The sequence below is a fragment of the Sphingomonas sp. P4_G3 genome, assembly GCF_056401105.1.
Map to the genome: position 1 here is coordinate 440,118 of NZ_JBFUJZ010000002.1, position 12,720 is coordinate 452,837.

7 protein-coding genes are annotated in these 12,720 nt (G+C 63.8%); 2 read left to right on the forward strand and 5 right to left on the reverse strand.

The window, feature by feature from the left end; all coding sequences use genetic code 11:
• Positions 1 to 23: 23 nt before the first annotated feature.
• Positions 24 to 908, reverse strand: a complete 885-nt coding sequence (locus tag AC1DQQ_RS07655; protein ID WP_478044762.1) for a LysR family transcriptional regulator — start codon at positions 906 to 908, stop codon at positions 24 to 26.
• Between the two features lie 227 nt (positions 909 to 1,135).
• A complete protein-coding gene (locus tag AC1DQQ_RS07660; protein ID WP_478044763.1) occupies positions 1,136 to 4,138 on the reverse strand; it encodes a TonB-dependent receptor plug domain-containing protein in 3,003 nt (1,000 codons plus the stop codon).
• 469 nt (positions 4,139 to 4,607) lie between these two features.
• Here AC1DQQ_RS07660 and AC1DQQ_RS07665 point away from each other — a divergent pair, with 469 nt between their 5' ends.
• A complete protein-coding gene (locus AC1DQQ_RS07665) occupies positions 4,608 to 7,001 on the forward strand; it encodes a penicillin acylase family protein (RefSeq protein WP_478044764.1) in 2,394 nt (797 codons plus the stop codon).
• Between the two features lie 39 nt (positions 7,002 to 7,040).
• Here the strand turns inward: AC1DQQ_RS07665 and AC1DQQ_RS07670 are convergent, their stop codons facing one another.
• The 3 genes from AC1DQQ_RS07670 to pdxR all read right to left on the reverse strand — a co-directional run bounded on the left by AC1DQQ_RS07670 (position 7,041) and on the right by pdxR (position 11,764).
• The gene (locus AC1DQQ_RS07670) at positions 7,041 to 9,110 is read right to left on the reverse strand and encodes a S9 family peptidase (RefSeq protein WP_478044765.1); all 2,070 of its coding nucleotides are present in this window, start codon (positions 9,108 to 9,110) and stop codon (positions 7,041 to 7,043) included.
• A 165-nt stretch (positions 9,111 to 9,275) separates the two neighbouring features.
• Positions 9,276 to 10,034 carry a DUF3108 domain-containing protein gene (locus AC1DQQ_RS07675; protein ID WP_478044766.1) on the reverse strand — a complete coding sequence of 253 codons (759 nt, stop codon included), beginning with the start codon at positions 10,032 to 10,034 and terminating at the stop codon, positions 9,276 to 9,278.
• Between the two features lie 230 nt (positions 10,035 to 10,264).
• Positions 10,265 to 11,764 carry a MocR-like pyridoxine biosynthesis transcription factor PdxR gene (gene pdxR, locus AC1DQQ_RS07680; RefSeq protein ID WP_478041626.1) on the reverse strand — a complete coding sequence of 500 codons (1,500 nt, stop codon included), beginning with the start codon at positions 11,762 to 11,764 and terminating at the stop codon, positions 10,265 to 10,267.
• Between the two features lie 129 nt (positions 11,765 to 11,893).
• Between pdxR and AC1DQQ_RS07685 the strand changes: the two genes are divergently transcribed.
• On the forward strand, positions 11,894 to 12,682 hold the full coding sequence (locus tag AC1DQQ_RS07685) for a class I SAM-dependent methyltransferase (RefSeq protein ID WP_478044767.1): 789 nt from the start codon (positions 11,894 to 11,896) through the stop codon (positions 12,680 to 12,682).
• The last annotated feature ends 38 nt before the right edge of the window (positions 12,683 to 12,720 follow it).

Genomic DNA, 12,720 nt, shown 5'->3' on the forward strand with positions numbered 1-12,720 from the left:
ACCACGGCCCCTATAGCGTAAGGCTATAGCTTATCGATCACGTCCGCCAGAAGGTCGAGAAACTCGGAGGCGGTATGGGTTGGCGGGCGGTCCTGCATATAGACCGCGTTGATGTCGAAGGTGATCGCCGGCTGGAGTGGGCGTGACGCCAGCCCCGTTGCTACCGATGCCTGCGCGGTGAAATTGTCGACGATCGCCATGCCGACGCCGGCGCGGACCAACGCGGCGGCGACATAGTAAGTGCGCGCCGACACCACTTCGTCGAGCACCACGCCCAATTGGTTGAGTTCGCTCGACAACATGCGCCCGATCGGCCCCGATTGGACCGGGCTGATGAATTTGTGCTCGCGCAAATCGGTAAGATGGATACGCGATGGCGCGTCGGGGAAATCCTGTTCGCGATAGAGCACGACCAGTTCGCCTTCGCCGATCACCTGATGCCCGACCGGCGCGGCCGGCGGGACTTCGTAGCTGATCGCGAGGTCGGTCTCGCGCTCGTACAATTTGCGCACCATCTCGTCGTGATGCAGCGTCTGCAGGTCGAACAATATGTCCTCATGCCCGCGCAAGAACTCGGCGACCGCGTCGGGAATGGCGCCGAGCCCGAGCGAGGGTAGCGCCGAGATGCGCAACAGGCTGCCCCGGCCGAGCCGCATGTTGTGGCACGCCTGGCGCAGCGACCGAACGCGGTCCTGGATCTCCGACACTTCGCCGAACAGCGCGCGGGCGTCCTGTGTAGGGATCAGTCGGCCGCGGGCGCGCTCGAACAGTGGCAGACCGATCGAATCTTCGGCGTGCCGGAGCACCTTGGTGACAGAGGGTTGCGAGACATTGAGCGAGCGCGCCGCGGCGCTGACGGTGCCGTGCAGATAGACAGCGTGGAAGACTTCGAGCTGGCGCAGGTTCATGTCTTGGCCCTCTTGATAGCCGCGCCGAAACGCCCGGTCATCGAACGGCGCTCTGAATTGCCCATCATGGCGTCGATGACGGACGCTAACGAGCTGGGAATGGAGCGGTTTCCCGTACCTATTCCCTAAAGCTATGGATTGCAAAGTCCGCTCGGAAGTCCGGCCCGAAAAGGGGAGGGCGCCGCACGGCTTTCGGCCACGCGACGCCCCAGGGGAGGGACTCTGGATCAGCGCAGCTTGATGCGAACGCCGACGCGGAAAGTACGTCCGAGCATGTCGGAATAGGTGGTGTTGGCGGCAAGCCCGGTTTCGGGGACCAGCAGCGGCCAACGATTGAAGATGTTAGTCACGTTGACGAAGAACTCGGCGTCGGACGTGTTGTTGATCTTCACCCGCTGCGTCAGGTTGAGATCGACGTAGAACAGCCCCGACACATGGTTGTTGTCGTAGGTCGGGAAATTCGTGGTCGAGACCGGACAACTGGTCGAGCACTCGATGCCGTTGGAGGCGTATTTGCCCGAGCTCACGCCACGCGCCACCGCGGTGATCGACGTGGTCGGGAAATCGAGCGTGCCGCTGAAGTGGAATATCCAGCTCGGCGTGCTGCCCTGGCCACCGTTCACGCCCGCGGTGTTGACGGCGACCGATCCCTGGACGCCTGCGTAAAGCAAATTGTCGAGATAGTTGGTCGCTGTGCCACGCAGGGTGAAGCTGCTCGCATTGCCCAGAGGCACGCGATATGCGGCTTCGAAATCGATGCCGCGGACGAGTTGCCGCGAGAAGTTGAACGGCTGGCTGCGGAATAACAGCTTCGAAGCATTTGTCGGATCGACCGTATAGCTCGAGCAGAAGTCCTGATTGCCGAGCGAGCACAGGTTGATGATGTCCTGCGCGCCGAACGATCCGATCGCATCCTTGATCTCGATTCGGAAGTAATCGATCGAGGCGTTGAAACCCGGGAGGAACCGAGGCGTGATGACCGCGCCGATATTCCACGAATCCGACTTTTCGGGCTTCAGATTGGGATTGCCGATGACCGTTGCCGAATAGGAATAGGAGGCCGGCCCCTTCGACGGGTCGTTGGCATCGTAGAACGGGTTACGCACCGAATCGCTGTTCGAGCCGCCAGCCTGGTAGAGGTCGCTGAGGTTGGGTGCCCGGATATCGCGCGACCGCGTCACGCGGAAACGGATGTCCCTGATCGGTTGCCAGGTCGCGCCTGCCTTCCAGGTCGTGACGTAGCCTGCGGTCGAATAATCGGTCGCCCGCACCGCGCCGTTGAATTCGAGCCCCAGCCCGAGCGGCACGACGGTTTCGAGATAGGCTTCCTTCACGTTGTACCGGCCGTTGGTCGGCAGGTAATTGCCGACGGACCAGCGGTTCGTCGTGGAGATTGCGTGCCCGTTCGCGTCGAGGTTGATGATCGGCTGGAATTGTGCCGGCACGGATCCCTTGATGCTTTCTTCCCGCCATTCGGCGCCGACCGACACGCTGACATCACCCGCCCAAGTGGCGAACGGGGTCAGCGCCAGGTTGGCGCCAGCGACCTTCTGCTCGGCGATTTCGTTGCGCTCGGGATTGCCGAGCACATAAGCGAAGGCGGCCGGGTTGGCGACACCAATACCCAGGCGGTTGAGCGGGATGCAGCCGTTGGTCGGACTGGTCAGCGATGAACGGCACACGATCGTGCCCGCCGCTACGCCGAGCGCGTTGCCGGCGGGTGCGAACACCGCATCGGTCGCATTCAGCATGTTCTGCGTGTTCATGATGTTGGTCAGCTGTTCACGCATGTCGGTGCGGCCGTACTGGGCGTAGACATCCCAGTGCGCGTCCTTGCCGAATGCCTGGAACTTGCCGTCAGCGCCGATCACGTAACGCTGGACCTTCCGCTCGTTGTTGACGCCGCGATAGGGCAAGTCGACAGCGGTCGTAGCGACCGTCACGCTGGTGATGCCCGCAAGCTGTGCCGCGCCGAGTGCCTGGATCAGATAGGCGTTATCCGGCTTATAGTTGATGCCGGTGGACAGGTTCGGGCCGGCGTTGAATACCGACTTGCCGCGATTGTACGATCCCTCGAAGTAGATCTCGGCATTGTCCGTGATGTCGTAGCTCAACCGGCCGAAGACGCCGTACCGGTTCTCTTCGGGCATCAGGCCGATGCGGCGGCCCGAATCGTTGACCCGCCAGTCTCCGCCCTGGGTGAGCGAAGGCCCGGACGCCCCCGTTACCGCCGGGAAAGTGTACGTGCCGAAGTTGAAGTGGTTCACCGACCCACCCTGGCCGAAATAGATGCCACGGAGAGTGTTCGTCGCGACGCCGCCGAAGGACGACCCGGTAATTAGGCCACCCGGCGTCGAGTTCGAGGCGCCGACCTGCCGCAACGTGGTGAGAAATTGCGGTGCCGTGGTGCTGTTGGTCGACCAAGCAGGGTTGGTGATGCGGACATAGCCGGTGGCGTTCCAGGCGCGATCGACGCTGAAGATGCCATCCTGGTGAGCGAGCTCGCCGTTTACGACGACATGGCCGCGGCCGCCCGCGAACGACGTGCCGGCGGTGATGGTGAACCTGTAATTGCTGCCGTCGCCATAAGTCGTGACGCCGCTATCGGCCGAGACCTTGAGGCCTTCATACTTCTTGTCGAGGATGAAGTTGACCACGCCGGCGACCGCGTCGGAGCCATAGGCCGCCGAGGCGCCGCCGGTGACGATTTCGACGCTCTTCACCAGACCTTGCGGGATGGTGTTGATATCGACGATGTCGTTGACCGTCGAGCCGACCGAGCGATGGCCGTCGATCAGCACCAACGTTCGCGTGCCGGTCGACTGGTTATCGAGATTGCGCAGGTTGAGCGCGTTGATGCCCGCCTGGCCGCTCGAAAGGTTGAGCCGCGAATTCGCAGGCCGGGTCGAGCCCGCAAGCGCGGGGAGGCTGTTGACGAAGTCGGCCAGGTTGTTGGTCGGCGACTGCGTCTCGATCTCTTTCTGCGTCAGTACCGTCAGCGGCTGCGGCGATTGGAACCCGCTGCGCACGATGCGCGAACCGGTGACCACGATGTCCGAATCGTCGATCGGCGCCGCGGCCGGCGCATTTTGCGGCGTCGCCTGGGCGTCCTGTGGCGTGGCCGCTTGCGCAAAGGCCGGCGCGCAATGGACGACGGCCAGCGCCGTCATGGCGATGCCAGCCGCGTAACGGCGGTCGATCCGCGGATTAATACGCCCGAAAATAGACATTCAAACAACCCCTTTGGCTTGCGATCGGGCCGATATGGAGGAACTCCTCCGACGTGCATGGCGCGTCGAGACCCGATTTCGTAGCTTGGACCATGTGGCTGCCGACCAGCCCATGTGTCCCACCTGCAATGTCGGCGGAACGTACCGGAGTGCCGATTGGCTTGCTCCCGCCATCCCTGCCTTTTTGGAAGGGCGACTGCCCGCTGTGTTGCGGAAACATGTCACTTCCGAGACGGGAGGTTACAGGGCGCCTAAAGGGGGTCAATAGAAGCGGGGTTACTATGATTTTGCTTGGGTATAGCCTGAGGGAATAGGGTTCGCGGTGAGGGTATCGGCGCTCAGTTGCGCATGCGCCGATAACTCATGGCTATAGGGGACGCCCGGCTTGCTATGCAGCCTTGCTCAACCCACTGCGATAGGGTCTCGATTCATTGGGATGACGATTGGGTGATAACGATTGGGGCCCTTGATGATTCAGCGTCGCGCGTTCCTGTTGAGCTCGGTCGCGATGCTCGCCTTGCCGGGCACGAGTTTGGCCGCGGAGGTGAGTAGGTCCAGCCCCGGCCGGGGCCGCACCATTCGCCTGGCAGGGGCGCGGGCGCCGATCGAGATTCTCGAGGACGCCATGGGCGTCCCGCATATCCGCGCGAAATCCAAGCATGACGCGTTCTTTGGCCAGGGTTACGTCGTCGCGCGCGACCGGATGTTCCAGATCGATTGGGACTATCGCCGCGAGCTAGGACGCATGGCGGAAGTGTTCGGCTCGCGCTTCGTGTCTGCCGATAGCGCGGCGCGGCTGTTCCTCTATCGCGGCGATGTGGACGCCGAACTCAGCTCGCTGCCGCCCGAAGTGCTCGATTGCGCGCGCGGTTATGTCGCCGGGATCAACGCGCGGATCGACGAGCTCGAGGCTGATCCCAGCCAGTTGCCGCTCGAATATGGCATATTGGGCATCACACCGCTGCGCTGGGATGTGCGCGATCTCGTCCGCATGCGCGGCGGCGGGATCGGGGATGCCGATGACGAAGTGCGCCACGCTCAGCTCCAGGCGCGCGGGCTGCTCGAATTCGACCGGTTCATGGATCCGCTGCGCCCGGCGTGGCAATTCACCGTACCCGACGGGCTCGATTGCGCGGCGGTCAGCGATGCCGATCTCGGCATCCTGCTCGAAGGATCGACGCCACTGCCGTTCGGCCAGAAGATCGCGGCCTATGACCGCGACCTCGATCGTATCGATCGCATCGCGCAAGGCAGCAACGCCTGGACCGTCGCCGGCAGTCGTACAGCAACCGGCCGCCCGATCCTGGCCAACGATCCGCATCTCGGGATCGGCGGGCTCAGCCCGCGGCACATCGCGCACCTGACCGCGCCGGGCCTCGACGTGATTGGCGGCGGCGATCCCGGACTGCCCGGGATCATGCAAGGCCATACCGACCGCTTCGCGTTCGGCCGGACCAACTTCCATATCGACCAGACCGACTTGTTCATCCTCAAGACGCGCGAGGACGATCCCGAGCAATATTGGCATAACGGCCAGTGGAAGCGCTTTGAGACGGTCGAGGAGGAGATCGCGGTCAAGGACGGCCCCTCCGAGCGTGTGACTTTGCGTTATTCGCAAGGCCGGCCCGTCATCTCGCAGGATCCGGCGCGTCACCGCGCAGTCGTCCAGGCCAGCGTGGCGCTGTTGCCCGGCGCGAACATGCGGTTCGCGATCATCGCGATTAATCTGGCGCACGATTGGGCGTCGCTGCGTCAGGCGCTCAAGATCCACGTCTCGCCGACCAATCATCATTACGCCGACGTGCATGGCAATACCGGGTGGCAAGCAAGCGGGTTCACCCCCAAGCGACCCAAGCATGACGGTCTGTTCCCGGCACCGGGCGACGGCAGCTACGACTGGACGGGCATCCTCAAGGTCGAGGAAATGCCCAACAGCTATAACCCCAAAGCGGGCTGGTTCGCCTCGGCTAACCAGATGAATCTGCCATCCGACTACCCATACAAGGATCGCAAGATCAGCTTCAGCTGGAGCGATTCCTATCGCTACGATCGCATCGCCGAGGTGCTGAGCAGCCAGTCCAAACACCGCGTCGAGGACAGCGTCGCGCTCCAGCATGATGTGCAATCGCTCCCGGCGCGCGCGCTGGTGAAACTGTTGCCCGCGGCCCTTTCACCCGAAGCGGCGCCTGCGGCGGCGCTGTTGCGGCAATGGAATTGCGGGATCGCGGCGGATAGCGCGGCGGCCTTGCTGTACGAACAGATCATGCCGGAACTGTCTTCGGCGTTCCGCGATCTCGTCATTCCCAAGGCGGCGCGCGATCTTCTCAAGACGATGAATCTGTCGGAGATGCTGCGCCTGCTGGCCAATCCCGACCATTATCTCGGCCCCGATCCCGCCGCGGCGCGTGACGCATTGCTCGACAAGGCGTTGGCGGCGGGATGGGCCAAAGCGGTGAAGCTTGCGGGCCCCGATCCCGCGCAATGGCGTTGGGGCGACCTGCACCAGGTATCGATCACGCACCCGCTATCGGCCTCGCCGGCGATCGCCGCCGCTTTCCCCAGGATCGATGGCGGTCGGTCGGGCGGCGACGGCTACACCGTCATGGCGCGCGGCGTGAACCTGGGGCGCAAGACCTTCAACGTCATGCACGGCGCGAGCTATCTGCTCGTGGCGGACGTCGGCGCCTGGGACAATAGCCGCGTGTTGCTGCTCCCCGGTCAGTCCGGCGACCCACGCTCGCCACATTATCGCGACTGGTATCAGGACTGGCTGACCGCCAACACGCAGCCTCTATGGTTCAGCAAGGCCGCCGTCGATGCGCATGCGGTGACACGGACGACGATAGCGCCGGCGAAGCGATAAAAATCCTCCCCAGAACGGGAGGAGTTCTTGTCAGCCCCTCTACTTCCTGCCCTTCAGCGTCCGCGCGAAGAACGCCTCGGTCGTGCGATAGCTCGCCAGCCAGTCGCCATAACGGAAGAATTCGTGCCGCTCGTTGGGCAGGCTCAATTCCTCGAACGGCACGCCGCGCGCGGTCAGTTCGCGGGCGAGCAGCAGCGACTGGTCATGATCGACATTCTTGTCGTCGTCGCCATGGACGATGAGCACCGGCGAGCGCCAGCGCGAGATCGATCCCATCGGCGACGACTGCCATTGCAATTCGCGCGCCTTGATCTCGGCATTGGGCGACAGCGATGGATCGCCCGAACGGACTAGCGTGTGAACACCGTGAAAATCGGCACCCGCGGCGAACAGGTCGCTGTCGCGCGCCAGCGCCAGCGCGGTGAGATAGCCACCCCAGCTTCCGCCCCAGATGCCGATCCTCTTGGGATCGACGTCCGGTTGCTTCGCCAGCCAGCGCCCGCCGGCCAGCACGTCACGATATTCCGAGGCGCCGTCACGCCCGGTTTCGGGCGCTTCGCGGAACGCACGGCCATAATTGGTGCCGCTGCGATAATTGACCGACAGCACCGTATAGCCCAGCGCGGCGAACTGCTGATTGCGGACATAAGCGTTTGAATAATAATGCATCGGGTTGAATGCCGGCAGCATCTGGCGGCGCGGTCCGCCATGGACGAAGATCAGGGCAGGGTGGGGACCGGGGCCCTTGCCGCGAAACACTTGGCCATGGACCTTCATGCCGTCCGTGGCGGTGAAGACGATCGTCTCCGGCGTGGAATAGGAGGACGCGATCGCCACCGGGCCTAGCGGTTTCATGCCTTCGACGAGCACCACGTGCGCCGGACGCTGGGCATCGGTCGCTGTAGCCGCCAACCGGTCGCCGCCGAACACCGGGCGAAAAACGAAGGTGTCATCCTGCGTCAGCCGAGCCGGCTTGCCACCCTCAATTGCCGTGCGCCAGAGTTGGCGTGTGTCGAGATTGCCGGCATTGGCGGAATAGACGATCGCCTTGCCGTCCGGTGTCGGGGTGAAGGTCTCGACCTCGTTGGCGTCCGGCGTCAGGTCGCGCGGCGTGCCGCCGGTCGCAACCGGTAATGCATAGATGTGCATCCAGCCGGTGTGTTCCCATGGGAACAGCAGATGGCCAGACGCGGTCCAGAATAGATTGCGCCTGCGCGTCCCCGCGAATTGCCCACCTTCGCCGCCGGGCGCCGACCAGATCGTGCGGACGGCGCCGCTTGCCACGTCCGCTACGCGCACCGACCAGAACGAGGCGGTGCTGTCGGGCACGTCGGCAGGCGGATCGCGGAACTGCAGGAATGCGACTTGCCGGCCGTCGGGCGAGAAGATCGGATCGCTCGATTGACCCAAAGTCGGCCCGAGATAGCGGAGCGAGCGTCGCTCGACGTCGAGCAGGCCGATAAAGCTGTGGTCCTTGCGCTGTTCGGTGAACAGCACTTGCCCGCCGTCCGGTGACCATTGCAAATCCTCCACCGAGCCCGCAACAGTGGCGAGCCGACGCGCCGCGGCGTCGCCGCTCCACAGCCAGATCTCACCCTTGCGCGTAAAAGCGATGCGCGTGCCGTCCGGGTCGAACGCCGCACCATGGCCGAGCCCGATCTTGACCGGCGCCTGGCCTCCCGCGACGTCGGCGACGAACAGCGTCTGCTCGGGCGCTTCGAGCGCGATCCCGGTATTGGGGGCGTTCGCTTCGGGAAACTCGGCGTCGCCGCCGCGTACGAACAGCAGTCGGCGACCGTCCTGGCTCAGCTGCGGCTCGGAGAGTTCGACGCCGTCGTCGCCGGTAAAGGCGGTGCGCGCGTGAGCCGGGACACCCGGTCCGGCTACCCAGACATTGCGTGAACCGGCTTCATCCTCGATCCAGGCGAACACCCGGGCCTGGCGAGCGCCGGTAAGATCGCTGGCGAACGGCAGCGCGAGGTTGGCGGCCAGCGCGTCGGCCGGCCGGCTGTCGCCGGAGCTTGGAGAGGATGGCCCGCCAAGTGCCGGCGCACCGGCTAGGGAAAGAGCGAGCAGCGCGGAGGCCAGCCAGGCGGGATGCAGCGTCATGTGCACAGGCTAGAAACAGAAAAGCGCGCCGGGCAAGCATTCGATTCGGCGCTTATGCCAAGCGGTTATGGCTCTTCTTCCCCGACGCATACCCGCGATGTTGTCACCAAGCGGACTCGTTCAATCGACGAGCAGCTCGCCTCGATATCGCGGGTATTGGTGCGGTTAGGACTTTGCGTCTCCTGCCTCCTGCGGGAGCAATGTTTTGACCAGGGTCGCGCCGCCATCCATCGGCGCCTCTTCATGGATCAGCAGCTGGTTCGACTTGGCGAACCAGAAACGCGCGCCGATCTTGTCCTTGTTGTAATCGGCGGTGACCAGCCAGCAGTCGATCGGACGCCCATCGGGCCCGGGGATTGTCTCCGACCCCGCCACGACGAAATTATAGCGGCCGGGCTGACCGATACCGGCATCGTAGAAGGGCATGTTGAACGTCCGTCCGTTCGCCATCGGAAGGGTCTGAAACAACTCCATGTCGGTTTCGAAATTGTACGACGGCTCGGGCAGCGCCATGACGAAGTCCTTGCGGCTGTTATTGGCGAGGTCCGCCATGCCGACCACCTGAGCGGTGTCGAACCGGTACCCGGCATAGTCGTCCTTGCCGTCCTGTACGGTGTGACGGACGTGGGTGCTCGGCGTGAAGGTGCGTGCGTCGAACCAGCTGTCCTGGATCAATACCCTGCTGCCATCGGCCCGATCCCAGCGCTGCGCGATGTGCAGTGCGTTGGGCCGGCCTTGCGCGTCGGGGCCGAAGCTGACCGTGCGCTGCCAGATATCGATCGCTTTACGACTGCCATCCGCGCCGACCATATAGCGCACGTAGCGATGCACACCGGGACGCAGCTTGGCGAAACGGGCGAGCGGCTCGCCGACCTTGAGGCGCATCGTGTCGGCGTGCGCCGGCACCGAGAAGGCCGAGCTCATGACAAGGATGGTGAGAGCTTTCATCGCGCGCATATAGGCCTTTCCGCAGTTGGGAGGGGTGTTGTATAGAGGTGGTACACCACCAAGACATTGCGTCCGTGTCAAGATATTCGCGATGAAATCGAATGGGATGAGTGAAGGCTCGCGAGGCCCGCGCGACGATGCCCAGCGCGGGTTGCGGGAAAGTGCGCTGGGCCGCTTGTCGCGATCGGCCTTGTCGCTGCTCGCGCCTAGTGCGACCGGAGCAGCGCGTTATGCAGGAGCGACAGCCCGCGCTCGATCTCGGGAAGGTCGACCACGCCATAGCCAAGCACGATCCCGCGCCGCTTGGGCTGCCCAAGGTGATAGCGGTGGAGCGTGTGTATCTTGACGTCGCTCGTCAGCAGGCTGGCGGTCACCGCCTCCAGATCGGTGGTATCGCTCGCCAGTGCCGCGATGTGCATGCCGTAAGGTGGCGGGATGGGGTCGAGCCATTCGCCGAGATGCTGGGTCAGGAATGACATGATCAGTCGTCGCCGGCGGTCGTACACGCCGCGCATCTTGCGCACGTGGCGCGTCAGGTGCCCTTCGGCAATGAACCCTGAGACACCCAACTGGGTGGGTATCGGGCAATGCCAATCGAGACAGTTCTTGGCTGCGATGAGAGTCTGCATCGCCCAGGGCGGCGCGACGATGAAGCCCAGCCGCAGCGAGGGCAGCATGCATTTCGAAAAGGTGCCGACATAGAAGACGAGGTCGGCGGCATCGGCGGTCCTCAGCGCCTCGAGCGGGCTGCCTTCGTAGCGGAATTCGCCATCGTAATCGTCCTCGACAATTACCGCGCCATTGGCGCGTGCAAACGCCACCAGATCCGTGCGGCGCTGTGCCGACATCGTCACGCCGATCGGGAATTGATGCGACGGGCAGACGCAGATGATGTTGGTGTTCGCCGGCAGCTGATCGACGACCAGCCCTTCGTCATCGACCTCGACCGGAACGATCGTCGCGCCGGCCGCGGCAAACGCAACGCGCATCGGCGGATAGCCGGGATCTTCGATCGCCACGACGGTCTTGCCCGGCGTGACCAGCGTCCGGGCCAGGATATCGAACGCCTGTTGTGCGCCCGACGTGACGAGCGCGTCCTGCGGTCGGCATGGCACCGCCCGGGTCAGCGCGATGTGGCGGACGATGGCTTCGCGAAGCCGGAAGTTTCCCTGGTTGCCTTGCGCGCTCTTGAAGCTCGGCGGCTGGGTCTCGAGCTGCCGCAGTTGCTTGACGCTGATCTGTCGGAACAGATCCATCGGGAAGAGCCGTGTGTCGATCATCGCAGGACGAAAATCCACGGCGATGCCCTTGCTGGCACGCTTGCCGGTGGCGGGTTGGTCGCGCCAAAATCCGATTGCCGCGCGGGTCTCCTCGCTTAGCCAGAAGCCGTTGAGCCTCGGATCGTCGGTCGGGATATCCTCGTCCTGGTCGGAGGGGACCGCCTGCGGCAAGGCGTCGACGACATAGGTTCCCGAGCCCAGCCGGCTGATCGCATAGCCATCGTTGATCAGCCGTTCGTAAATGTCGGTCGCTGTATTGCGCGAAACACCGAAAAACTCGCTCGATTGCCGGGTGCCTGGCAGCCGCGCGCCCAGCGCGAGCCGGCCCTCGACGATCGCGGTCTTCAATTGCGCGTAGATGCTGCGGGCCGAATTGCGCGTGCCGTCACCGACACGTTCGAGCCGCAGCTCAAACAATGGATTCATTGCAGCCTTTTGCCGGACTTGGCCAAGTGGACCAACCAATTTTGTCCCGACCGGCCCTCAATTCCGATGCGCCGGCGGCATAGAGGCTTGGGCGAGATACTCGAAGACAATCGATCGGAGAATTTCCGGATGTTGGTGCAAGTTGTTCGGCGAATTGGATTCGCCGCCGGACTCGCGGTGATGATCGCTTCCGCTGCTGCGGTCGACGCACGTGAAGGTGGCGGGCCGCCGGCCTATATCGCTACAGCGGTCGCCGACCCTGCGCGCCCGGCGGCCGATGTCGACCGCGACGCGAACCGCAAGCCAGGAGAGGTGCTCGCCTTTGCCGGGGTCAAGCCTGGCGATCGGGTAGCGGACTATGCCGCGGGCAATGGCTATTTCACCCGGCTGTTTTGCGGGGTCGTGGGCGCGCAGGGGCATGTATATGCGAGCGTGCCGGCCAGCCTTTTCCAATATGAAAATATCGTCAAAGGGATTGCCGATATCCAGGCCTTTATCGTGACGCATCCCAACGTCTCGGTGACGGCGGGATCGGCGATCGACGTGGCGCGCTATCCAGAGAAGCTCGACCTGTTCTGGATTTCGCAAAACTATCACGATCTCCACGACTCCTTCATGGGCCCCGTCGACATGAAGGCGTTCAACCGCGCGGTGTATGCCGCGCTCAAGCCCGGCGGTGTCTATATCGTGCTCGATCATGTCGCCGCGACGGGATCGCCGGCCAATGTCACCGACACGCTGCATCGTATCGAGCCATCCACGGTGCGGCGTGAAGTCGAAGGCGCCGGCTTCGAATTCGTTGGGAGCAGCGACCTGCTCGCCAATCCCGCCGATCCGCATACCGCCGGCCCGTTCAACGCGGCCATCCGCGGGCACACCGATCAGTTCATCTTCAAGTTCAGGCGCCCACTGCGCTGACGGGAGCTGGTTTGGCAGCCATAGGCATCTGGGCATCC

Excerpts from the sequence above, each read along its gene's own strand:
- AC1DQQ_RS07655 (WP_478044762.1), bottom strand. The coding sequence starts at position 908 with ATGAACCTGCGCCAGCTCGAAGTCTTCCACGCTGTCTATCTGCACGGC.
- AC1DQQ_RS07660 (WP_478044763.1), bottom strand. The coding sequence starts at position 4,138 with ATGTCTATTTTCGGGCGTATTAATCCGCGGATCGACCGCCGTTACGCG.
- AC1DQQ_RS07665 (WP_478044764.1), top strand. The coding sequence starts at position 4,608 with ATGATTCAGCGTCGCGCGTTCCTGTTGAGCTCGGTCGCGATGCTCGCC.
- AC1DQQ_RS07670 (WP_478044765.1), bottom strand. The coding sequence starts at position 9,110 with ATGACGCTGCATCCCGCCTGGCTGGCCTCCGCGCTGCTCGCTCTTTCC.
- AC1DQQ_RS07675 (WP_478044766.1), bottom strand. The coding sequence starts at position 10,034 with ATGAGCTCGGCCTTCTCGGTGCCGGCGCACGCCGACACGATGCGCCTC.
- pdxR (WP_478041626.1), bottom strand. The coding sequence starts at position 11,764 with ATGAATCCATTGTTTGAGCTGCGGCTCGAACGTGTCGGTGACGGCACG.
- AC1DQQ_RS07685 (WP_478044767.1), top strand. The coding sequence starts at position 11,894 with ATGTTGGTGCAAGTTGTTCGGCGAATTGGATTCGCCGCCGGACTCGCG.